Source organism: Paenibacillus pabuli, from assembly GCF_039831995.1.
Lineage (GTDB): Bacteria > Bacillota > Bacilli > Paenibacillales > Paenibacillaceae > Paenibacillus > Paenibacillus pabuli_C.
In genome coordinates this window covers 3,037,427-3,059,571 of sequence record NZ_JBDOIO010000003.1, presented here as the reverse complement: position 1 = coordinate 3,059,571, position 22,145 = coordinate 3,037,427, and the positions used below count along the sequence as shown (strand labels likewise).

Below are 22,145 nucleotides of genomic sequence, written 5' to 3'. Positions count from 1 at the left end.
TGCAAAAATTCCACACGTCATTCAGGATTCACGAAGGTTGTGAATCATGCGCTGTGCAAGCGCTGACATGAGCTGTGTTTCTTCTGGTGTAAATCCTTCCTGAGCCTGGTGCTCCAGTTCCTGAAAGACCTCTCTCAAATCCTTGAGCGCGCTCCGGCCCTGGTTGGTCAAATAGACACGCAGACTGCGGAGGTCATTCGGATCGGCTTCACGCCTTACATATCCCGATGCTTCCATTCGTTTCAGCATGACCGTAACGGTTGCAGGAGCACGGCGAAGCTGCTCGGCCAGACTTTTCTGGGTTTGACCATCTTCACGATCAAGCTGGAACAGCAATGGCGGTTGTCCGGGGTACAGCTCGGGGTGGTTAACCAGCTTCTCATGAACTTTATAACGATGCAGCTTCACAAGTTCGGATAACTGCCCGAGCAGCAGCCGTTCATTGCGGGGTGAATTCATAAGCTGCCCTCCTTTTAATTAGTCGACTAACTAAATCATAAGATTGATCTGATATATCGTCAAGGCATTTGTAAACTCAAATTATATTTAAATGTGGGGGCATAGTATCTCCTTCGCGAAGCGAGGTAGGTTGCAAAATAAGAAAAAAGAGCTGCGGAACGGATCCGCAGCTCTTTCTGGATATCAGGAAGACTTTACTGCTCAATTGAGGGAAACCCATTCATATTACATCGGTTCAGTCCGTGACTGTGGCTTGACTGCAGGAGAGATGGAGAGCTTGCGCCATAGCCACTCGACCGGACCGAGCGTAAATCTGCGAAGCCATACATGGGAGAATACCATCATCAGGACACAGATGCCGGCCCACGATAACAGGATCACAAGCGAGGATGGAGAACCGCCAAGTCCCAGGCCCCATCCGTAAAACAGGGCAGACGCCAGAATGTTTTGCATAATATAACAGCTTAGGGCCATCTTGCCGATCTCCGCGAAACGCCTAAAGAGGCCGGCGAGCATGTTCTTTTCCAGCACGTAAGCAATCAGCCCAAGATAGCCAAGCGTGAGGATCGGTGCACTGATGTAACGAACAAACAAGTCCATGATTCCTCCCGGCACCAGCAGGAGCAGATTCAGAGGAATGCCGGCGCCCAGCCCGAACTTCATTAATTTGCGGCGTCTCTGGCGCCCAGATGCTTGGTCTGAAAATACGTCCGCACGCATGAGCAGGGAACCAAGCAAGAACAGAAATATATTCAGCGGGATGATGGCGATGGATTCTGTTCGAAAGAAAGCAAAGTTGTTCAGCCGGAACAGGATCTGCTCCCACCATGTGCCGGAGGCATATAGCTGGGTAATGGTATCCATGCCATTAAAGGCGGAACCGGTCTCTGAAAGTGCCAACAATGCTGTGATTCCGCCCACTCCAATGAGGTGTATACTCCCCATGATCCCCATCACGATCAGGATAAAGCGGCGGGAACGGTTAATGATGAAGGACACGATGATGCCTGTAATCGCGTAACTCATCAGCACATCATATTCCATGACCAACGTGTAGTGCAGCAATCCATCGATGAGCAGCAGCACACATGTCCATATGTAAACACCAGGCCAGACATATCCCTCCCGAAGCGCTTTTTGCCGCTTTAATTCCATGCCTGCCCCGAAGAGAAGGGTAAGCAGTCCGAGAAATTTTCCGTTTACCAGCATAAGCATCATTGTTTGCATTGCACGGTCACCTGAGGACCACCACGGCTGAAGCGGATCGCCAAACATTTGGTTCAAATCGCCCAGATAAGCAAAGATCCAAATATTCGTCCCCAGTGTACCGATAATCGCAAATCCCCTGAGAACATCCAATAACACGATTCTTTTCATTCCAGCAGAACATCTCCTTTTTAGTACAAGTGAATTAAAAACAACATAACACAATTGTACTAAAATAAACAGCAGGCACAGTCCTTATTTTTTTAAATATGAGAAATATTGACGAAGGATAATAGATGTGTTAACTTCTTATTATCTAATTGTTAATAACATTTTGTTAATAACAGAATGGGGTTCTGATTATGACAAACGAAGGTAATCCGGATGGCCGCTCAATGGACCATCTGAATCATGTCAATATAAGCGAGCAGCAATTTCTGGAGACGTATGACGCTGGCGATTATGATCGCCCCTCTGTGACGGTGGATATGCTCGTATTCACCATAAGGAGTGAAGCTCAGTCCAATTACCGCAAGCTTGCCGAGCCAGCACTACAGCTGCTGCTGATTCGCCGCGGTGGCCATCCTTATATGGGCAAGTGGGCATTGCCAGGTGGATTCGTGTCGATGCAGGAATCCCTGGAAGATGCAGCACGCCGCGAACTGGTTACGGAGACCGGGCTGGTTGACATCTATCTGGAACAGTTGTACACGTGGGGCGATGTGCACCGCGATCCTCGTACGAGGGTGATCAGCTGCTCCTATATGGCACTTGTTGATAGCAGTGAGCTTGAGCTGGAAGCAGGCGATGATGCGAGTGATGCAGACTGGTTCAGGGTGGAACAGCGCCTCCTTGAGGAGGAACGTCATATTCATGAACGAGGTCGTACGACGGAACGAAGAGTGCAGCTGACATTATCGAACGGAACAGAGGAGCTATCGGCTGTCATTGAGGTGAAGGAAGCCGTGGAAGCCAGCGTGCGAAGCAGCAGCATGACCGTAACGGAAGTGGAGGGAATAGCGTTTGACCATGCCAAGATCATGTATTATGCGCTGGAACGTTTACGATCCAAAGTGGAATATACGGATATTGCCTTCAATCTGATGCCGGAGACATTTACGCTGACTGCACTGCAGAAGGTATACGAGATTATTAGTGGGAAGAAGCTGCTGGCTGCCGCTTTCCGGCGCAAAATCGCCGATTGGGTAATAGAAACCGGAGAGTTTACAGGCAATGCAGGACATCGTCCTTCCCGCTTGTACAGACTGAACCCGGAGCGTATGACAACATAAGGGTTTGACCCAAAGGAGGACATCTGGAACCATGGAGAGGTTTACTTTTTTCTGGCGCACCGCATCACCCTTTTCCCAGTGGCATCCGGCTGATTTCACGGTGAACGGAATCGGTTATACGAGTGCCGAACAGTACATGATGCATCAGAAGGCCCTGCTGTTTGGCGATCAAACCATTGCGGACAAGATCTTGAACTCCAGTTCAGCTTCCGTACAAAAAAAGCTCGGCAGACAGGTTGCCGGGTTTGACCAGAAGGTATGGGAAGCGGACTGTAAACGCATTGTCTATGAAGGCAATCAGGCCAAATTTACACAAAATGATGACCTGCTTGCCGCCTTGCTCGCCACGCGTGGAACGACTCTTGTGGAAGCGAGCCCGAATGACCGGATCTGGGGCGTTGGGCTGGCAGAGGAAGACCCGCGTATCCGCAACCGCAGAACATGGCGGGGAACCAACTGGCTCGGTGAAATTCTGACCCGGCTAAGAGATGAGATAGGAAGTGATTCGAATGAATTCAAACCATCACACGAAGAATAATCAGCTAAAAAGCATGAATCAGCGTTCGGGGCGGGCTCGTATTGCCGAGGAGACACTGGCTATCCTGAAACAGGGCAGTACGTCAACGAATACGATCGCAGGGTATCGATTGATGAAGATGTGAAACAAGCGATCGAGAGTTCGGTGCTATACCGTCCGAGCGAGCTTCCTGCACTTCGGGAGCAGGTGCGCCAATTACAGGCAACATTGGAGTCTGCCACTACCAAGATGGAAGTCACTGGTGAAACGACGCTTGCCGCAGCGTCACGCCTCGTGGTAGACGAAGGGAGAACGGATGTCGTTTGCCTTAACTTTGCCTCCGCGAAAAATCCGGGTGGAGGTTTCCTGGGAGGAAGTCAGGCACAGGAAGAGAGTCTCGCCCGGGCTACCGGGTTATATCCGTGTATTTCACAAATGAACGAAATGTATGATTACAATCGTAAGCTGCGTACCTGTTTGTATTCGGACTACATGATCTATTCACCTGGTGTTCCAGTCATACGTGATGATAAGGATCGGCTGCTGCCCCAATATTACACGTCGGCCTTTATTACAGCTCCTGCCGTAAATGCTGGTGTCGTGAGGGAACGGGAGCAAGCGGATCATCAGCAGATCGAATCGGTCATGAAAGAACGAATTCGGTATATTTTGGACGTGGCGGCGGTGAACGGACATCGTACCCTCGTCCTGGGTGCTTATGGTTGCGGGGTGTTCCGGAATGATCCGGTAGATGTAGCGAGGTATTTCCATGAGGTGTTGGTACAGGAGAACTTCATGCAGTCCTTTGAGCGAATTGTATTTGCCGTACTGGATAGATCAACCGGACAGAGAACAATCAAGGCATTTCAAGAACGATTGATTTGAACAGTAAGTCAGTCATCCTAATATGTAAGGGGGAGGATTCAGATGCAATTTCGTGAGATTCAACAGGATTTATTTGCAATGGATGAAGCTTATACGCTCGCTCATTGTATTTCCGCTGATGCCCGCATGGGGGCGGGAATTGCAGTACAGTTTCGGGAAAGATTTGGGCTTGAGGTTCTACAGGAACAGGCGAAGCAGGAAGCGCTTGAGATTGGACGATGTTACCCGGTAGGACGTACGTTGAATCTGGTAACCAAGGCGAAGTTTTCGAACAAACCAACCTATCTGTCGTTTACCCGTGCGGTGGAATCGATGCGTGACGTCTGTAAAGAACAAGGAATCAACAAGCTGGCCATGCCACAGATTGGTTGCGGGCTCGACAGACTGAAATGGGACAAAGTAAGCGGCATTATTCAGGATACGTTTGCTGACACGGATGTTGAAATTGTCGTTTGTACCCTATGAGAATGAGGAATGATTGGACTTCATTAATATGTATAATAAAAAACCTCTGCTTCGGACGGAGGAGAACAGGACAGCAAGTGACTGCCGTTCTCTCTCCAGTTCGTAAGCGAGGTTTTTTTGTGATTTCTTTATGTGAGGTTCTTGGTCTAGTTTTGGGTAAACATCTCTTTGGCCTCATCCAGTGCCATTTTGTTGCCGATCGCGGAATAGTCCAGCCAAGGCTGTGCGCCGATGGTATACACGTGACCGGCTTTAACGGCTTTTAGCCCTTGCCAGATCGGATTGTTTTGCAGTTCTTTGAACATGTTTTCCGCTTCCTCATCCGAGTTCACTACCACAAAGAGGGCATCTGCATCGAAGTCAGGCAGTACTTCACGGGAGATGACCTGGTAAGGCTTCGTGGAATCGATATCCGTAATGCCTTTGGCTGGAGTCAGTCCAAGATCATCATACAAGATTGGCCCCATCGGACGGCGCGTACTGAATACACGCAATTCTTTGGCAGTCACACGGATGGCCATCACGGTACCGTCGCCGATCTCGTCATGAATCAGCGATTTCACTTCTTCGGTCTCGGTTGCATAATCCTGAATATATTGCTCTGCTTCCTTCTCACGATTGACCAGTTTGCCAATGTCCTTCAGATGATCACGCCATGTACCATCATCCAGATTGAATACATGCACAGGAGCAATTTTCTCAAACTTGGCGATGTCATCACCGGAGAACTCTTCGTCCAGATAGATGACATCGGGCTTCAGGGCAAGCAACGCTTCCATGTCGGGATCTTTCACCGGGCCCAGCGGTGTCGTGTTTTGCAGGCGATCTGCAACATGGGACAAGAACGGCTTTGGCTTCACCGCCAATAACGGAACCAACGGGAGTGATACCGAGTGCCAGCAAGTCATTCGTCAAGTGAATGGACATCGACGCAATGCGCTGTTCTCCGGAAGTCTGGCTGTTATCCTCCTGTACGGAAGCATGATCGGTGGAGCTGCTGCCAGCAGTCGATGAAGAGCCTGAATTGCTGGCGGTTCCGCAAGCGGCAAGCACAAATATCAGGCAAATGCTCAGGGCGAGCAATACATTTTTCTTTAACATGAATATTCACATTCTCCTTGAACATCACTTGGATGCTAGTAATGGGTTTAAACAAGTAGGTCAACGGCTTCGATCATTTGGTTCTCACCAGCAGATATAAGAAGTAGGGTGCACCAATGGCAGCCACCACAATGCCTGCGGGGATAGCGTTCGGTTGGAAAATCGTTCGTCCAATCGTATCCGCAGTAACCAGGATGACCATGCCAATAAGACCGGCCGCCGGAATCAGGTGGCGATGCATCGGACCGACAAGTCGGCGGGCGAGATGCGGCGCGGCCAGCCCGATGAAGCCAATGCCTCCGGCCATGGATACACTTACGGCTGATAGCGCCACAGTACATAGAAGAAGCCATATGCGCTGGGACCTGACAGGTGTGCCGATACCCGTAGCGGCTGCATCTCCGAGACCGAAAGCGTCCAGTGTTTTGGAACGGCTCCAAATGTAAGGAACACAGACAGCTACCCACGGAAGCAGAGCCTGCACATGAACCCAGTCCCGTCCCCATACACTGCCGGCCAGCCAGCGTGCAGCGAAGGAATAGGTGTCTTCATCCAGACGCAGGGACAGATACATCGTTAGCGCATGGAACCCTGCGGCGACAGCGATACCGACAAGGATCAGCTTGATGGGAGAAACCCCGTTATGCCGGTCATAAGCGAGCAGCATAATGATCAGTGCCGAGATGACTCCGCCTGCAAAAGAAAACAAGGGGATCAACAGGGCAATCGAGCCGTCCATCGAATAGGACAGACTTACGAAGACCATCAATCCGAGCGCTGCTCCTGCATGAAGACCAAGAATGCCGGGATCGGCAAGCGGATTGCGTGTAATGCCTTGCAGGGCCGCTCCCGAGATGCCGAGTCCTGCCCCAGCCAGGACGGTAATGAGTATGCGAGGCAAACGGTAATCGAACAACACAATCTGATCGTCCGGACTCCCATTGCCCAGAAGGGTGTGCAGTACAGCGATCGGAGAGAGACGAATCGTCCCCGTATTCAGGCTGATCGCGATTACCGCGAATGCAATACAGAGCAGCGTAACGCTGACTGCGATGGATCGTTTCCCTCGTGAAGGCACATTGGATCTCATGTTACAATGCCCTCCTTTCCTTGCGGGCCAGATAGAGGAAGAACGGTACACCGACAAAAGCAACCATGATGCCTACCGCCAGTTCCTCCGGAGGATTCACGATGCGTGAGCCCAGGTCAGCCAATACCAGAAGGATGGCTCCGAGCAGGGAGGACATGGGGATGATCAGACGATAATGGACACCGACGAGCTTGCGGGAAATATGCGGAATGACTAGACCGACGAACCCGATTGAGCCAACGGCGGAAACGGACACGCCTGCGAGTACGACCACAGCCGTCAGTGCCAGCAAACGGGTCAATCGAATATTAATCCCCAGGCCCATCGCAACTTCCTCTCCGAGCGACATGAGTGATACTCGCCGGGCAAGAGGCATGGTCAGCAGCAACGTGGTCAGAAGCACAGGAACAATGAGTCTAAGATGCCGCCACTCAATGCCGCCAAAGCCGCCGGCATACCAAAAAGCGAGATCCTGACTCAGGTCAAAATAAATTGCGACACCTGTGCTGAGCGAGCTTAGCATGGCGGCAATGACAGCACCTGCAACCGTCAACCGCATCGATGTCAGACCCCCTGGCGCCGCCGATCCGAGCAGGAAAATAAATACGGTGCTCAGCACGGCACCAGCAAATGAAAGGCCCATGAGCCAGGCATAAGACAGTCCCGGCCACATGGCAAAGCTCAACGCCACCATGAAGGTGGCACCTGCGTTGATGCCCAGTACTCCCGTATCCGCCAGCGGATTGCGTGTAATTCCCTGCATAAGTGCTCCTGCAACCGCAAAGGCTGCGCCAACAACAGCGGCAGCAATAACGCGGGGAAGGCGGAGTTCATGAATGATCTGATGCGGGGTCAGAGCAGGGTTGTACTGAAATATGGCATCCCATACGGTTTCGAGTGTTAATGATTTGGCACCAAGCGAAATGGAGACAAACAGGCTAATCAGCAGAATGGCGATGGCTGACAAAAACATTAGGCCAATCGTCACCGTGGATTTTTGAGAATTGGACGGACGACGAGGCAGTCCCGGATGTTGAATGGGGGTCACTCCTTTTGTTGCCAGCAAGATCAGTTCTGCTGTTATTGATTATCATTATCAATTAGAGTTCATTATAAAATCTTAATTCAGGCCCGTACATGGCATAAATTAAGATTCGGGTGATGGACATTTTTTAGATTACAAAAAGGGTCCTTTGTTCGTCAATAGCGTAACGGCCTCATCCAGCTGGATGTTGATGGAATAGGGAGCATAGACCACCCAGGAATTCCAATCGATAACATGTACACGCCCCTTCCGGACAGCCGGGTACTGATTCCACCGCGGATCAACAGTGATCTGATGCAGCAGGGAGGCTCGTTCTTTCATCGAGGTCACGGCCAGCAGCAGGACATCGGCTTCCAGTCCATCCCATTCGCCTGGAGTGATGGACATCCAATTGAACCCCACACCTGAAGGTTTGCCAGCGAGCTCGGCTTGAATCCGTTCAGGTGGAGTCAGCTGCAGGCTGCGGTAGAACACATGGCCGAAGTTACGGGTGCTGTACATTCGAGGCCCTTTCGCCGTTAATGTGCATACCGCAACAGTTGCCTGTCCAATCGTCTCTCTAATCTTCTTGCGTGCACGCTCAACCTTGCGTTCGTGCCGTTCCAGCCAATCATTTGCTGCCTGGGTACGATCCACGATAGATGCAATCGTACGAAGATGCCCGAACATGTCGGTCTGATTCCAGGGAATAGTGATAATCGGAGCGATATCCCCGATGTGTTCCATTGCTTTTGCTGCTGCATTGTCCTTGGTCAGAATCAGGTCGGGATTCACATCCAGGAATGCCTGACGTCCTTGCTCCCAGGGTTCATAGGCATGAAAGGGCAGACTGAGCGATTTGGGAATGTGGGGCAGATGTCCCTGAATCTGAGCCGCACAAGGCGTAATGCCGAGTGTCATCAGGTGATCGGTATAGGGGTAAGAGAGCGAAACAATATTGCGGTGCACCTGCTTCGCATAGGTTGTTGGCGCGTATCCGGCATGGTTTCGAAAACGCCGGCTGAAATAAAATTCGTCCCGGTAACCGACACTTCGGGCCACATCGCGAATGCGCATGTCCGAGGTCATCAGAAGCTCCTTGGCACGGTTCATGCGGAGATGGGTCACGTATTCAATTGGATTTTTGTGCATCCGGCTCTTAAAAAGCTGCGAATAATACGATGGATGCATGCCTGCGAGTTCAGCCAATTTCTCCAGTTTGATCTCATGCATGTAGTTGTCGCGCATATATTGCATCGTTACCTGGAGCCACTGGTTCGGATTGTCCTCCGCGCCTTCGTTATTTTCCTGCTCTTCCTGAGGCCAGAGCATGTGCAGCAGCTCGGTCATGAGCATTTTCTTTTTATGAGAGGCTAGTCCGGTTTCAGCAGTCAACTGTGCTGCAATGCGCTGGATGCCGTAATAAGGGCCCTGAATCCAGCCCGTTACCGGGAAGCTTGGTTCACGCTCATAAATCATTCGTGCTTCGGTTTTCTCCGCTGCCCGGAACAGATCATAACTGATCATATACAGCTCGGTCTCATGGCCTGCGTCACTGGATAATTCCAGGGCAGTGCCTGGTTCGCAGAGGAAGGCTGATTTGCGGTTAACCAGGTGTTCGGTACCATTCATCATCAGTTTACCCGTAAATTTATGCATGTATATGAAGGTATGGTGGCCAATATCGGGTTTGCTCCAAACCCATTCCTTATCGGTAATCCTGATCAGGTCTGTTTGGTGAATTTCAAGCAGGGTATCTTCCAGGAAAAGCTCCAGATCACTCGGAGAGACAGCTTCCTTGCCCGTGGCCGTAATGGTACGCTTCATGTTATTGGAAGGAGGAGTATTGGCGTTCGAATGATGAACCATATCGGATTTGCTTATCATGGTGGGACTCCTTTCCTTCTATATTCCTTGGATGAATTGATTCTTTCTATAGCGAGCGCAAACGCATATCTGATGTAAACCATTGTCTGTACGTCAGCAGACTCAGGATAATGCTGGTTATGGCAGCCGAACTGGTGAAGGCAAACACAATCAGAATCTGGTAACGGACAGCCTCAACCGGGTCGGCGCCAGCGATAATCATGCCGGTCATCATGCCTGGAAGCTGAACGAGGCCTACCGTTTTCATCCCGTCAATGGTCGGAATCATGCTGGATTTTACAGAGCGTTTCAGTACATCCTGAAATGCACGTCTGGGCGTAGCGCCCAGAGAGAGCAGCGTCTCGATTTCCCCTTTGGAGGCTTCAACCTCACGTTTCATCTGATTCAGAAACAGCCCCGAGACAACCATCGCATTGCCGATCGTCATGCCGCTGAGTGGAATGATGTATTGCGGGGTCGGCTCGACGATGTGAAGACCTAACAGAAGCCCCATCATCAATAGCTCGGTCACCGTAATGGCCACCGCAATATATAGGGAAATTCGGCGAAGTCCCTTGCCTCGTTTGCCCGCATTGAAGGATGCCACGGTAATCATAAAAGCTACAATACCAATGATTAGAGCAGGGTGGTCCGAGTTGAAGATAAACTGAAGTACATATCCGACCAGCAGCAGCTGTACTGCGGAACGAACCGTACCTACAGCAATATCTCTCTCCAGACCAAGCTTCTGCCATACGGAAATAAGCATGGTCAGCATAATAAATATGATGGTAAAACTCAGTGCGAAAATGGACATGTGTTCTCCTTATCTGCCTCGGGGGCAGGGCGCAGAATGTATTGCCGGGCCAGTTCCGAATGCGGATGGGCAAAGAAAAGGGAGGTGGGCTGGCGTTCTAGCAGGGTCTGCTCGCCCATGAACCATGTTGTTGTGCTGAATGAGCGTGCCTGTTCCTGATCATGGGTAACCCATACGAGTGAAATACCTTCCTGCTTGCTCCATTCCGTTAATTGTTGTTCCACAAGCTTAGCATTGGTCCGGTCCAGGGAAGCGGTGACTTCATCCAGCAGCAACACTTTGGGGCGAAGCAAGATGGAACGGATCAGCGCTATGCGCTGTTTTTCTCCGCCTGAAAGATCACTGGCCCGCTTATGAATATCCAGTCCTTCCAGACCCATTCCGGTCAGCAGACGACCAGCCAGATTCGAATCATAGGGTGTTCGGTGCAGGAAATGAACGGTCTTCAAATTATCTTCAACGCTGCCTGCAAGCATAACGGGTTGTTGTGCAACATAGGACATGCGCATGCGCCAGGTTCTGGGATCGGAATCGAGGTAAGAGGTGCCTTTCCACAGGATATCTCCGCCATCGGGTACATCCAATAAGGAAAGGATGCGGAGCAGCGTGCTTTTGCCCTGGCCGGATGCACCCAGTATAGCAATGCGCTCTCCTTCTTCGACGGAGGCATTCACCTTCTCGAACAAGAGTCGCTGCTCGGTCGTTCCAATATGTTTAGTGAGTTGTTGAAGGGTTACGAGAGTAGACACAGCGGGATCTTCCTTTCATCCGTGATCTGCTGATAATCTTAGCAAAAATGCAGAAGAATTGAAATGAAAGCTGGACTTGGCAAGCATACCGGAGCAGAAGGTGAAACCAACGTCTGACGCCAGAGGTTCTTTTTGGTAATATAGAGGAGAGTCAGAGTTGGTTCTACCAATAGGGACAAGGGAGGCTTTAATATGACAGGAGTTACTGGACGACAGGACAAGGTGAAGTGGGGCATTATGGGCACAGGTTGGATCGCATCCCAGTTTGCCCGAGACCTGGAGCATGCCGGAAATGCCGTGAAGGCAGCAGTTGGTTCGCGTACACGGGAAAGTGCGGAGAAATTTGCAGCTGAATATGGTTTTGCAAGCGGATACGGTTCGTATGATGAATTGCTGCAAGATCCCGAAGTGGATATTATCTATGTCGCTACACCGCATCCTTTCCATAAAGAGAATGTAATGGCTTGTCTGGAAGCGGGAAAAGCAGTGCTGTGTGAGAAGCCGTTCACGATGAATGGCCGTCAGCTGGAGCAGCTGGTGGAGACCGCGCGTAATCGCAAGCTCTTCTTGATGGAAGGCATGTGGACACGTTTCTTGCCTCCGATCGTTCAGGCGCGGAAGTGGATTGCCGAAGGCCGGATCGGTGAAGTGCGGCTTGTAAAAGCTGACTTTGGTTTCCGCATAGGCTGGGAGCCTGAAGGAAGGCTGCTGAACCCGGATCTGGGCGGAGGAGCACTGCTGGATGCAGGTGTGTATCCTGTCTCGTTCGCGTCCATGATCTTTGGCGAGCAGCCGCAGCATGTCTGGAGCACGGCGAACATCGGAGAGACTGGTGTGGACGAACAGTTCTCCGTACTGCTTTCTTACTCGGAAGGTCGCTCGGCATCGTTGAACGGGGCGGTCCGTCTGAATCTGAGCAATGAAGCTGTCGTGTATGGTACGGAAGGGTATATCCGTTTGCCGCTGTTCCTCGCCGGGAAAGAAGCTTATCTGCATGTGAATGGTCAGGACGAGCCTGAAACATTTACGGATGACCGGACGTCCATCGGCTATGCATTTGAAGCAGAAGAGGCTGGACGCTGCATCCTGGAAGGCAAAACGGAAAGTCCAATTATACCGCTGGATGAGTCCCTTGAGATCATGAAACTGATGGACACTATTCGTGGACAGTGGGGCTTGCGGTATAAATTTGAGTAATGAAATACAACCAAATCCCGAATTGTTCTACGTAGGCAATTGTACGCAGAAATCTTACGAGAGATACGAAATAGGTGGGAGTGGGACAAGGATGAAAATTCTGATTTCGGGGTTTGAGCCTTTTGGCGGGGATGCCGTGAATCCCACGGGAGAACTGATGGAAGCTCTCGCACAGGAAGTGATGGAAGGTGCAGAACTGAAAACAGTGCTGCTGCCGGTACATTTCGATGAATGTGCGGACCTGCTGATTGCAGAGATGGAAGCATACGGTCCGGATGTCGTGATTGCCTGTGGTCTTGCCAAAGGCCGGACGGCTGTGACCCCGGAGCGCATCGCCGTGAATGTAAAGGACATTCCGCCTGGTTCCTATGCGGATAACCAGGGACAGCGTCCTGTGGACGAGCCCATAACCGAAGGCAGCCCGGACGGCCTGTTCTCGACATTGCCCATCCGCGCGATGGTGAATAATATGACTGCAGCAGGCATTCCGGCAGCGGTATCCAATACCGCAGGAACGTATATTTGCAACAATACGATGTATCGTGTGCTGGATCAGATTCGATTGCAGCAGCTGCCGATCCGGGCGGGATTTGTCCATTTCCCGGCTTCAACGGAGATGTCGTTGCTGCAACCCTCGGTGCCTTCGCTGTCGATTAGTGCAATGCTTGATGCCTTGCGGGTGATGATACGAACCGTGGTGGCGGAAGCGTAAATAATGGTCTTCTTTTATGTGTGTAGTAGCAAAGTTAAAGGTGACTTTAGCCTGTAAGTAAATCTCGTTGCAAAAAGGATTGAATGGAGAAACTAAAACGTTTTCTGTAATCTGCACGTTTCATTTGTAATGTACTCGCTTCTCTGGCTTGTACCGAAATAAATGAAAAGGGGCTGTCCCATGAAGTCATGTTTATGACTATGGGACAGCCCCTTCTTCGGTATATATCTAGTGGCGCCGTACAGGTAGCCAGTGTTGCTGCTTAGATGAGTAAATATAACGAACTCAGCACTTCTTATTGGAAGAGGTACAAGAGGTAAGTTGGTTGTAACGCATCGTAGATGGCTTAATACATCGTTTCACTTATCCTGTCCCAGGTTTCTGCACGAATAACGTGTCTGATGTTCATCAGCCTGTCCATTACGTACGAATTCTCTGAATGAATTGCGACAGGTTCGTTAGCGACTAAAACCCAAGGTAAGTAGTCTCCGTTGTCATCCAAATGAACAGCTGGTTGCTGCAGGCTCAGATCCGCAGCAGATTCAGGTCGAATTCGGGAACGAGGCCCTCTTTCATCGCCCGTCCAAGCAGGGCTGTAATTGCCCCATAGCCATCATCGCCCAGATGGGCACTGAACTCGTTCACGTACAGATCGATATGCTGCGCCGCAACATCCGGGTCCATTTCCTGTGCATGTGCCATGACGTATTCTGTGGATTCGTCCGGGTGTGCCCAGGCGTATTCCACGGATGCACGTGCCCATCCAGCGAGTGCATGAGCGTCCAGATTGCGGCGGGCAATGATTGCTCCGAGCGGAATCGGCAGGCCGGTATCGCTTTCCCACCAGCTGCCCAGATCGGTCATGAGCTTCAGATTGTAGTTCTGATACGTGAAACGTGCTTCATGGATGACCAGGCCGGCATCGATTTTGCCATCCCGTACCGCGGGCATGATCTGGTCGAACGGCATGACGACGATTTCGCCTACGCCGCCAGGGACATTCTGTGCAGCCCACAGACGGAACAGCAGATAAGCGGTTGAGCGTTCACTTGGCACGGCAACCCGGCGTCCGGACAGATATGCAGGATCGGTGGTACCGTTAGCCGTAAGAACCAGCGGGCCGCATCCTCTTCCCAGTGCTCCGCCGGAAGGCAGCAGCGCATACTCGTTCAGCACGTAAGGCAGGGCTGCATATGAAATCTTCAAGACATCCGGTCCGCCGGGATTGGCAGCCAGACCATTCGTAATATCGATATCCGCGTAACGGACGTCCAGTTCCGGAGCACCCGGAATCAGTCCGTGCACCCAGGCGTGAAAGATAAATGTATCGTTAGGACAAGGGGAAAATGCAATTTTCATGATGTAAGTACCTCCCGTAAAATGGAACTTGCGGCCTGGAGCGCATCCAGGGCATCCTTGATGCGCCAGGCATCGCGGTCGCGTGGACCGACCGCGTTGGATATGGCCCGCAGTTCGAGCGCGGGCACGCCGAACTGCTTGGCCGCCGTTGCCACGCCGAAGCCTTCCATGCCTTCGGCGGTGGCATCCGGCACGCGGCGCAGCAGCTCCGCGGCCGTCTCGGCTGTTCCGGTCGCCGTGGACACGGTGACCGCTGTGCCTCCGCTGACAGCGTGCCCGGCCCGCTGCATCTCATGGCGCAGGCGGGCGGCAAGCTCCGCGTCCGCCGCCACACGGGACGAGCCGAATCCGAGCTCGTCCACGCTCAGGAAGCCGTCTGGCGTCTGCGAGCCCAGATCGGCAGCAACCATGGCGTCGGCCACCACGAGTGAGCCGACGTCCGCCCGGCCGGGGAACCCTCCGCCGATGCCGGCACTGACCACCAGCGTGTACGCTGGGGTCAGGCCGGCTCCGGCAAGGGGCCCCGTGGATGCGGCAGATGCCTGTGCCGCATCCGGTCCGCCTGGCGCGGTGGAACCTTGCGCCATTGCCTTACCGCCAGCCGCTGCGGCGAATGCCAGCGTGGCTGTCGTGCTCGCCGTAACCGCTGCCGGGCCCACCCCGCCAGCGATCACGTCAAATATTCCCGCGGCTTGGTCACCCAGGCCGCGTTGTACGGCATCTTTTTCCGCATCCACGGCGGTCACGATTAATACGCGCTGAACTGCACGGTTCGGTGCCGAGCCGGTTGGCTCTGTATGATTTAATGCTTGATTTTGCTCATTCATCGGAGTTCTCCCTTATAAGGTGTTAGATTCAACGCTATATTTGGTCATCTCCATCATAACGGAATGGGAAAGAGAGGAACAACCTTTGTATGTATTTGTCTGAACATGATTTACTGACATGCACGATCTAACTAACCTGCCTTGCTCGCTGAATATGTCACTTCATATATATAAAGTTATCGCGGATTAAACGAGAAGTCAAAGTTAACCGTTGACAATCTAACTCGACTGTACTAATAATAATAGTACAGTTAATACACCTTGGAGTTAAAAGCATACACTTCATATACAGTCAGTCATCTCACTTATGGGTATTACATTATATTTTTGGGGAGAGGGGGTGCGGGATGTTCGAATTAGATGTACGCAGCCGTAAGGCGATCTACGAACAGCTAGTGGACAAAATCAAGGAAATGATCGTATACGGTGTTCTCCAACCTGATGAGCAGCTTCCTTCGGTGCGAACACTGTCAGCGCAGCTGACCGTCAATCCGAATACGATTCAGAAGGCATATCGGGAGCTTGAACGCGAAGGTTATATCTACTCTTTGCAGGGAAAAGGGAGCTTCGTATCATCGTCTGTGGAACATCCGAATGCAGCCATGAGAGATGAGATTAGAGCGGCACTGGTGAAGCTGATTGCAGAAGCGACGTATTCCGGTTTAACCAAGGCGGATATGACACTTTTGTTCCAGGAAGCGATGGCCCGTATCGAAAAGGGGGAGCCGAATGATTGAGCTGAATCAGGTCATTAAAGCGTTTGAACATGAAAAAGCAGTGGATGGCGTTACGATGCACATACATAAAGGATCCATCTACGGCCTGCTCGGCTCCAACGGGGCAGGCAAGACATCGCTGCTTAAAATCATAGCAGGCATCTATCGTCAGGACAGTGGGACTGTTCGCATTGACGGGGCTGAAATTTATGAAAATATGGACCTCAAGGGACGCACGATTTTTATGGCGGATGCGCCTTACTTTTTCCCACAGTCCTCCATTGCTCAGATGGCGGCCTTTTACCGCTCTTTGTATCCACGCTGGAATGAGGAGCGGTTCGCGCAGCTGGCCACGGTGTTCAAACTGGATGTAAAACGCAAATTGCATCGCATGTCCAAAGGTATGCGCAGGCAGGCAGCCGTATGGCTCGGGCTAAGCTGCATGCCGGAAGTGCTGCTTATGGATGAGCCGATTGACGGCCTTGATCCAGTGATGCGCCAGCAGATCAAGAATTTGCTGTTCCAGGAAGCCGCTGAGCGTCAGGTGACCATTATTATTTCGTCCCATAATCTGCGTGAAATCGAAGATCTGTGTGATCACGTCGCCATTATGCACAAAGGCCGCATGATTGTAGAGAAGGATCTCGATGATCTGAAGGCCGATACCCATAAGATTCAGGTGGCTTTCCGTCATCCTGACGATGCCAAGGCGATGGATGAGCTGAATATTTTACATGAAGAGATGCGGGGAAGTGTCTCGCTGTACATTGTCAAAGGCAGTCGCGAGGAAGTGACGGAACGGTTCCGGGCCTTGAATCCTTATTTGCTGGATGTGCTGCCGCTGACGCTGGAAGAAATATTTATTTATGAAATGGAGGATGCAGGGTATGATATTCAACCGATTATTCTGTAACCGGGGCATCCTGTTCCAAAATTTCAGGCAGCACGGTTGGCTCGGAATACTATTTCTGCTCACATTGCTGTTTTCGCTTCCGCTCCATATTGCAACAGAGCACAGGGGTGGTGTAACGCAGCAGATTACCAGCTTGTTTCAGGCCAATGGGGAAACGCACATTCTGTTTGCGATTACGTTCCCAGTGGCGATGGGCATTTTTCTTTTCCGTTATATACAATCCGGAGCTCCATCCGATTTGTTCCACGGTTTGCCGCTACAGCGCAAACATCTGTTAACGGTCAATCTGCTCTCCGGCTTTGGAATGATCCTGATCCCGATCTGGATGACCACGGCGATTACAGGTTGGGTGTGGGCAGCGCAGGATCGTATGGCTTATATCTTTGATGGTAGTGAGATCTGGATGTGGGGTCTCAGCATGAGCATCTATTCGCTGTTTATGTTTATGCTAACGGTAGTTGTGGGCATGTGTATCGGCCAATCTGTACTACAGGGGCTAACAGTGTATGCCATCCTGTTATTGCCTGTTGTGTTCTGGTTTATCTTTACACTGCACCTGCAGCATTACTTGATTGGATATCCATACGGTGACATGAGCAGCTATGCGGAGAAAATATCCCTTGTCCTTCGTATGGCTTCAATTAGCAGATATCCAGTGGTCGGTGGGGAACTCGTAATCTATGCAGCTTTGGCCGTCTTATTTATCCCATTGACTTATGTATTTTATGCCAAGCGCAAGGTGGAATCCGCTACACAGGCGATTACGTTTACCCTTGTCAAACCGATATTTCGCTTTGGCTTGATGTTCACACTGGTTCTGATTGGCGGAGCCTATTTCACCATGATTGCGCCCCCAGAATCGACCGGGTGGACGATCTTCGGATATGTTCTCGGCGGCATTGTCGGTTACATTGTGGCCGAGATGATCATTCGCAAAACGTGGCTGATCTGGAACGTCAGATTACTGCCCAAGCTGGTTATATATGGTCTTCTATCCGGTTTGATTTTGTATGTGCCTGTCGCCGACTGGAACGGTTACGCTGCCAGAGTGCCGGATGTGAGTGATGTCAAAAGCATTAAGCTTGGAGGAGATCGTTACACTTACGTTAACGGTGTGAATCAGAAAGTGGATGATCATCCATTTTACTCGGATAATCCTGAATTTGTGGAGGCCGTTCTGGCCCTGCATCAGAAAATTATCGAATCCGATCTTCCTTTGCAAGACCCTGTATATCCGAATGATGATTATGACGAGTATGTATATATCAGCTATAAACTCAATAACGGCAAGGTCATGAAGCGTAAATACCAAATTTCCGAAACGGAATTCAGGCAGGAATTAATGGCCCTGAAACAGTTGGAGGATTATAAAAAGGTGGCCTATGATACGTATAAACTGGATGAGGATGTACTCAGTATTGGTATCCGTTCAACCATTAGTTCGTATCGCAAAGTATACATTGGCAGTCCCGACCAGGTCCGTGAGTTCAAGGAGCTGTTGAAGCAGGATATTCTGGACCAGACCTATGAGGAACAACGTTCCCCTTGGCAGTCTTTTGCAAACGCGGAGATAAACCAGGAATCCTACTCCAATGATCCGTATCAACCCAGAGATATGTGGAGTTACGAAATTAAACCAAGCTACGATCGTGTGATCCAATGGTTAAAAGAAAACAAATTATACGATCAACTGCTTGTCACGGCAGACGAAATTGCCTCGGCCCAGTTCGTGAAGCAGGAGATCGACAGTCCGGGAAATCCTCAGTGGGTATATGTTCAGCCGGAATATATTGATGGAAGCCTAGGCGGCAACAAACAGGTTGCGACTAAAAACAAAAAAATAATTAGCGACCTGCTAGAACGTCAGCGATCAGGAGAGCGGACGGAGAAAGCAACCGTTTATCAGATCAAGCTGAATGCCACCCGGGGGGAAAACATCTACATGATGCTGAAGGAAGAGGATTTAACCGATGAGATGAAGGCCATTTTGGCCGAACAGTAGATTGAATGGCAAGCGGGAAGGGTTCTCCCGCTGCAGGATGCACAGCCCAAGAGGCTTGCTTGACGAAATGATTGTATTGGAATATATTTGAAAAGGTTGAGATTCGCGCCGAATAAGATATAACCGCGAATTATATAGGGAACGGTTAATAAGGGAAGCACCCGTAAAATCAGGCAATCGCCTGACTTTGCGGGTGCTTTTTTTGTGTTTGTTTCGGCCGCTTCACCTTGGATCAACTGGAGAAAGAAGAAGCTGTATTTACATTTTGAGTAAACGAGGAGGAAGGTCCAATGAACACGGTGGAAGATCACCACAGCATGGATGGTGCTACGAGTTTCGGAAGCGTTAGAGGCAGAACTAGGAGAGGATTTATTACTCGATTTTGCATCGCGCTGCTTCTGGTAGCCAGCGTGGGTTCCATGCATCTTTTTACGTCAGCTGCCGAGGCGGCAGGCCCGGATCTCGGTGTAACCGCCCAAAAGTCGTGGGAAGCCCTGCTTAAGAAAGCGGATGCCCAAACGAAAGCTTCACTGCAGCAAACGTACCAAAAAGTGGGGACCTGGACGACGCAGGAGCAGAGCTGGGAGCAGAAAATCAAAACACTTCATGCAGCGAATACGGCTGAATTATCCAGGCTTCGTCAGGAAATACGGAAAACAGATGAAGCGAAACTGGCTGCACAGGCAGATACATTAAAGCGTACCCAAACCCGTTATGAGCCAATGTTTACGCTGTACACCACTGTCAACAAGCAGCTCGCTGCAGCCAGAGCCGCCAAGAACAAGGAATGGACTGCCGCGCTCCGTGCTCAGGCAGACACATTGAAACCAGCTGTACAGCTGGCGAAGGCGGACATTCGCATCAAAAAACAGCAGCTGGCCGATGCCCGCAAACGCAAAAGTACAGAGGATAAGCGTCTGCGCACCATGCTTGCGTCTGCCGATCCAATCAAGAAACAGATTCAAACCGGCAAAAAACAGGCAAGCCTGTCCAAAGAGCGATACGCGAACGCACTGAAGCTGTTCAAACAGAATATCAAAGCTGGCCAGCCTTCACGTGTATTGAGTTCATTGAATCAGCTCTCATCTGCTGCCGAGAAGTGGGCTGGCTCTAAACAAAATATCCATGCATTGGAGCAAAAAGTTGCGGATATCTACCTGAAGGTAAAAAAGGAACTGGCTAAGAAATAACAATAAACTGACCAAGAAGACACAATAAATGGAAACCCGACCAGTACCCTAGGCGTACACAACTTTAGATGCAGACAGACGAATGAACAGAGGTGAACCTGTTGCAGATCAAGTTGAACACCGGAGATACAGCAAGGCCGTGGTACAGACACAAGCGGTATTGGATGCCGGGCGCGATTGTAATTCTGGCTATGTTTACTCTTTATATTGGCGGGCAAATCACACCCAATATTCCCATTTTCTTTTTAAAAACACTAATCAAGCTTGCCCCATCTGATTCTGATGTCATTATGGCTGAAGGGGTAAGCCGTCTAAAGGATGTAGCCTATATTGAAGGGGGACGCAACAACAGTACGATGGATATCTACTATCCGTCCGCAGCCACTGAATCGCTGCCTGTCGTTTTGTGGGTGCATGGGGGCGGTTGGGTCTTGGGCGACAAAGAAGACATAACTGACTATGCGATGCAATTGGCTGAGCGGGGGTTCGTGGTTGTCAGTATGAACTATGCACTTGCGCCAGATGCACCTTATCCGACGCCTGTGTTCCAAACCAATCAAGCCCTGACTTATATCCAGAATCATGCCAAAGAATTTAAGGGGGATCCCCAAAAAGTCTTTCTTGCTGGCAATTCCGCGGGTGCTCAGATTGCAAGTCAGACCGCAGCGATTGTAACGAATCAGGCTCTTGCACAACTCATGAATATACAGCCCTCCATTCAGCCGGAAGAGCTGCGAGGTGTCCTCCTATACTGTGGGCCTTATAATATGAGTACAGTTGGCGAAAGCGGGTTTCCTCTTATCCGGACATTCCTCTGGTCTTATACGGGAGTCAAAGCTTTTGAAGAGTTCCCTCGCCTGGATGAGATGTCGACCGTGCTGCAAGTTACGCCGAACTATCCACCTGCATTTATTACTTCAGGCAATCATGATCCGTTAACCGGGCAATCGGTTGAACTGGCACAGACCCTGAAGCGGTTGGAAGTTGAAACGGAAACCCTGTTTTTTACGGCCTCAACGGAGAAGCTGGGACATGACTATCAATTTCAACTACAGACAGATGGCGGGAAAAGGGCGCTGGAGGAGGCCGTACGATTTTTGCAGGAGCACAGTCGATGAAGCAGCCAGACTATGGTACACTCGGGTGTAAACGACATGCAGGAGGCTATGAATGGCAGATAAAGAAGATTTGACCCGATTCGGTGTGGCATTCCCTACTCCGCTGATTGAACAGTTTGATAAATATATTGAAGAGCGGGGGTACAAAAACCGGTCCGAGGCGTTTCGCGATCTGGTTCGCAAAACACTGCTGGAGCCTTCCCGTCTGCGATCCGAGCAGGATGTGGCAGGAACGATTGTCATGGTCTATGATCACCATATCAGCGATCTGCCGGTCCGTTTGATGGAACTGCAGCATCAGGCACATCATGACATTATCTCCAACATGCATGTACATCTGAACCACGATCAGTGTCTCGAGGTCATTGCTGTACGAGGAAATCTCGGGCGTTTGCGTCATCTGCATCAACAGATCCAGGTGCAAAAAGGGGTGCTCTATGCCGAGCTGTCCGTTACATATGTGGATGAGCTCAACCAACTCGCGAGCCGCCACAGCCATGATCATCATCATGAGTGAGATTAAACAATAAAAATGAATCATTTATATATGTTTTCTGGAAAATGCTTGATCTCCATTGTTTTTGTCTATTGTGGAACATAATGGACAGCATCAGTTTGCCACGAGTCGAAATTGGAGGCA

Annotated in this window: 20 protein-coding genes and 2 pseudogenes; 12 read left to right on the top strand and 10 right to left on the bottom strand. The window is 50.6% G+C overall.

What is annotated here, in order from left to right:
• Positions 1-21: 21 nt before the first annotated feature.
• Both ABGV42_RS16025 and ABGV42_RS16020 read right to left on the bottom strand, forming a co-directional pair.
• The gene (locus ABGV42_RS16025) at positions 22-459 is read right to left on the bottom strand and encodes a MarR family winged helix-turn-helix transcriptional regulator (protein WP_347382521.1); all 438 of its coding nucleotides are present in this window, start codon (positions 457-459) and stop codon (positions 22-24) included.
• A gap of 225 nt (positions 460-684) precedes the next feature.
• Positions 685-1,836, bottom strand: coding sequence for a DUF418 domain-containing protein (locus ABGV42_RS16020; RefSeq protein WP_347382520.1), 1,152 nt, complete (start codon positions 1,834-1,836; stop codon positions 685-687).
• 191 nt (positions 1,837-2,027) lie between these two features.
• On the opposite strand from ABGV42_RS16020, the gene ABGV42_RS16015 reads away from it, so the two are divergent.
• From ABGV42_RS16015 to ABGV42_RS16000, 4 genes and pseudogenes are all read left to right on the top strand, one after another.
• Positions 2,028-2,957, top strand: coding sequence for an NUDIX hydrolase (locus ABGV42_RS16015; protein WP_347382519.1), 930 nt, complete (start codon positions 2,028-2,030; stop codon positions 2,955-2,957).
• Between the two features lie 31 nt (positions 2,958-2,988).
• Complete coding sequence (locus ABGV42_RS16010) at positions 2,989-3,495, top strand: NADAR family protein (RefSeq protein WP_347382518.1); 507 nt, start codon at positions 2,989-2,991, stop codon at positions 3,493-3,495.
• Between the two features lie 13 nt (positions 3,496-3,508).
• A pseudogene (locus ABGV42_RS16005) lies at positions 3,509-4,359 on the top strand (TIGR02452 family protein).
• A 42-nt stretch (positions 4,360-4,401) separates the two neighbouring features.
• Positions 4,402-4,824: a macro domain-containing protein gene (locus ABGV42_RS16000; protein ID WP_347382517.1), complete on the top strand. Its 423-nt coding sequence runs from the start codon at positions 4,402-4,404 to the stop codon at positions 4,822-4,824.
• Between the two features lie 146 nt (positions 4,825-4,970).
• Here the strand turns inward: ABGV42_RS16000 and ABGV42_RS15995 are convergent.
• From ABGV42_RS15995 to ABGV42_RS15970, 6 genes and pseudogenes are all read right to left on the bottom strand, one after another.
• Positions 4,971-5,925, bottom strand: a pseudogene (locus tag ABGV42_RS15995) (iron-hydroxamate ABC transporter substrate-binding protein).
• A 73-nt stretch (positions 5,926-5,998) separates the two neighbouring features.
• Positions 5,999-7,015 (bottom strand): FecCD family ABC transporter permease, encoded by a 1,017-nt coding sequence (locus ABGV42_RS15990; protein ID WP_347382516.1) that lies wholly within the window; start codon positions 7,013-7,015, stop codon positions 5,999-6,001.
• Between the two features lies 1 nt (position 7,016).
• Entirely contained in the window at positions 7,017-7,988 is a 972-nt protein-coding gene (locus tag ABGV42_RS15985; protein WP_347383266.1) for a FecCD family ABC transporter permease, read from the bottom strand.
• Positions 7,989-8,192: 204 nt separating this feature from the next.
• Entirely contained in the window at positions 8,193-9,926 is a 1,734-nt protein-coding gene (locus ABGV42_RS15980; RefSeq protein ID WP_347382515.1) for a helix-turn-helix domain-containing protein, read from the bottom strand.
• 46 nt (positions 9,927-9,972) lie between these two features.
• Positions 9,973-10,722 carry an ABC transporter permease gene (locus ABGV42_RS15975; RefSeq protein ID WP_347382514.1) on the bottom strand — a complete coding sequence of 250 codons (750 nt, stop codon included), beginning with the start codon at positions 10,720-10,722 and terminating at the stop codon, positions 9,973-9,975.
• On the bottom strand, positions 10,704-11,471 hold the full coding sequence (locus ABGV42_RS15970) for an ABC transporter ATP-binding protein (RefSeq protein ID WP_347382513.1): 768 nt from the start codon (positions 11,469-11,471) through the stop codon (positions 10,704-10,706). The genes ABGV42_RS15975 and ABGV42_RS15970 overlap by 19 nt, the downstream gene beginning before the upstream one ends.
• 192 nt (positions 11,472-11,663) lie before the next feature.
• On the opposite strand from ABGV42_RS15970, the gene ABGV42_RS15965 reads away from it, so the two are divergent.
• Positions 11,664-12,668, top strand: a complete 1,005-nt coding sequence (locus tag ABGV42_RS15965) for a Gfo/Idh/MocA family protein (RefSeq protein WP_347382512.1) — start codon at positions 11,664-11,666, stop codon at positions 12,666-12,668.
• Positions 12,669-12,759: 91 nt separating this feature from the next.
• Entirely contained in the window at positions 12,760-13,380 is a 621-nt protein-coding gene (locus ABGV42_RS15960; RefSeq protein ID WP_347382511.1) for a pyroglutamyl-peptidase I, read from the top strand.
• A 525-nt stretch (positions 13,381-13,905) separates the two neighbouring features.
• Here the strand turns inward: ABGV42_RS15960 and ABGV42_RS15955 are convergent.
• Positions 13,906-14,739, bottom strand: coding sequence for a 1,4-dihydroxy-6-naphthoate synthase (locus tag ABGV42_RS15955; protein ID WP_347382510.1), 834 nt, complete (start codon positions 14,737-14,739; stop codon positions 13,906-13,908).
• On the bottom strand, positions 14,736-15,566 hold the full coding sequence (locus tag ABGV42_RS15950) for a futalosine hydrolase (RefSeq protein WP_347382509.1): 831 nt from the start codon (positions 15,564-15,566) through the stop codon (positions 14,736-14,738). The genes ABGV42_RS15955 and ABGV42_RS15950 overlap by 4 nt, the downstream gene beginning before the upstream one ends.
• A gap of 347 nt (positions 15,567-15,913) precedes the next feature.
• On the opposite strand from ABGV42_RS15950, the gene ABGV42_RS15945 reads away from it, so the two are divergent.
• From ABGV42_RS15945 to nikR, 6 genes are all read left to right on the top strand, one after another.
• Positions 15,914-16,303, top strand: coding sequence for a GntR family transcriptional regulator (locus ABGV42_RS15945; RefSeq protein ID WP_095288792.1), 390 nt, complete (start codon positions 15,914-15,916; stop codon positions 16,301-16,303).
• The gene (locus ABGV42_RS15940) at positions 16,296-17,195 is read left to right on the top strand and encodes an ABC transporter ATP-binding protein (protein ID WP_347382508.1); all 900 of its coding nucleotides are present in this window, start codon (positions 16,296-16,298) and stop codon (positions 17,193-17,195) included. Before ABGV42_RS15945 ends, ABGV42_RS15940 begins: the two co-directional genes overlap by 8 nt.
• Positions 17,170-19,197: a hypothetical protein gene (locus ABGV42_RS15935; protein ID WP_347382507.1), complete on the top strand. Its 2,028-nt coding sequence runs from the start codon at positions 17,170-17,172 to the stop codon at positions 19,195-19,197. Before ABGV42_RS15940 ends, ABGV42_RS15935 begins: the two co-directional genes overlap by 26 nt.
• A 290-nt stretch (positions 19,198-19,487) precedes the next feature.
• On the top strand, positions 19,488-20,387 hold the full coding sequence (locus tag ABGV42_RS15930) for a hypothetical protein (RefSeq protein ID WP_347382506.1): 900 nt from the start codon (positions 19,488-19,490) through the stop codon (positions 20,385-20,387).
• Between the two features lie 101 nt (positions 20,388-20,488).
• Positions 20,489-21,505 (top strand): alpha/beta hydrolase, encoded by a 1,017-nt coding sequence (locus tag ABGV42_RS15925; protein WP_347382505.1) that lies wholly within the window; start codon positions 20,489-20,491, stop codon positions 21,503-21,505.
• Between the two features lie 52 nt (positions 21,506-21,557).
• Positions 21,558-22,022 (top strand): nickel-responsive transcriptional regulator NikR, encoded by a 465-nt coding sequence (gene nikR, locus ABGV42_RS15920; protein ID WP_347382504.1) that lies wholly within the window; start codon positions 21,558-21,560, stop codon positions 22,020-22,022.
• Positions 22,023-22,145: the final 123 nt, after the last annotated feature.

What these genes read in the sequence shown, in the direction of transcription:
- ABGV42_RS16025 (WP_347382521.1), bottom strand. Translation starts at nt 459, where the DNA reads ATGAATTCACCCCGCAATGAACGGCTGCTGCTCGGGCAGTTATCCGAA.
- ABGV42_RS16020 (WP_347382520.1), bottom strand. Translation starts at nt 1,836, where the DNA reads ATGAAAAGAATCGTGTTATTGGATGTTCTCAGGGGATTTGCGATTATC.
- ABGV42_RS16015 (WP_347382519.1), top strand. Translation starts at nt 2,028, where the DNA reads ATGACAAACGAAGGTAATCCGGATGGCCGCTCAATGGACCATCTGAAT.
- ABGV42_RS16010 (WP_347382518.1), top strand. Translation starts at nt 2,989, where the DNA reads ATGGAGAGGTTTACTTTTTTCTGGCGCACCGCATCACCCTTTTCCCAG.
- ABGV42_RS16000 (WP_347382517.1), top strand. Translation starts at nt 4,402, where the DNA reads ATGCAATTTCGTGAGATTCAACAGGATTTATTTGCAATGGATGAAGCT.
- ABGV42_RS15990 (WP_347382516.1), bottom strand. Translation starts at nt 7,015, where the DNA reads ATGAGATCCAATGTGCCTTCACGAGGGAAACGATCCATCGCAGTCAGC.
- ABGV42_RS15985 (WP_347383266.1), bottom strand. Translation starts at nt 7,988, where the DNA reads ATGTTTTTGTCAGCCATCGCCATTCTGCTGATTAGCCTGTTTGTCTCC.
- ABGV42_RS15980 (WP_347382515.1), bottom strand. Translation starts at nt 9,926, where the DNA reads ATGATAAGCAAATCCGATATGGTTCATCATTCGAACGCCAATACTCCT.
- ABGV42_RS15975 (WP_347382514.1), bottom strand. Translation starts at nt 10,722, where the DNA reads ATGTCCATTTTCGCACTGAGTTTTACCATCATATTTATTATGCTGACC.
- ABGV42_RS15965 (WP_347382512.1), top strand. Translation starts at nt 11,664, where the DNA reads ATGACAGGAGTTACTGGACGACAGGACAAGGTGAAGTGGGGCATTATG.
- ABGV42_RS15960 (WP_347382511.1), top strand. Translation starts at nt 12,760, where the DNA reads ATGAAAATTCTGATTTCGGGGTTTGAGCCTTTTGGCGGGGATGCCGTG.
- ABGV42_RS15955 (WP_347382510.1), bottom strand. Translation starts at nt 14,739, where the DNA reads ATGAAAATTGCATTTTCCCCTTGTCCTAACGATACATTTATCTTTCAC.
- ABGV42_RS15950 (WP_347382509.1), bottom strand. Translation starts at nt 15,566, where the DNA reads ATGAATGAGCAAAATCAAGCATTAAATCATACAGAGCCAACCGGCTCG.
- ABGV42_RS15945 (WP_095288792.1), top strand. Translation starts at nt 15,914, where the DNA reads ATGTTCGAATTAGATGTACGCAGCCGTAAGGCGATCTACGAACAGCTA.
- ABGV42_RS15940 (WP_347382508.1), top strand. Translation starts at nt 16,296, where the DNA reads ATGATTGAGCTGAATCAGGTCATTAAAGCGTTTGAACATGAAAAAGCA.
- ABGV42_RS15935 (WP_347382507.1), top strand. Translation starts at nt 17,170, where the DNA reads ATGATATTCAACCGATTATTCTGTAACCGGGGCATCCTGTTCCAAAAT.
- ABGV42_RS15930 (WP_347382506.1), top strand. Translation starts at nt 19,488, where the DNA reads ATGAACACGGTGGAAGATCACCACAGCATGGATGGTGCTACGAGTTTC.
- nikR (WP_347382504.1), top strand. Translation starts at nt 21,558, where the DNA reads ATGGCAGATAAAGAAGATTTGACCCGATTCGGTGTGGCATTCCCTACT.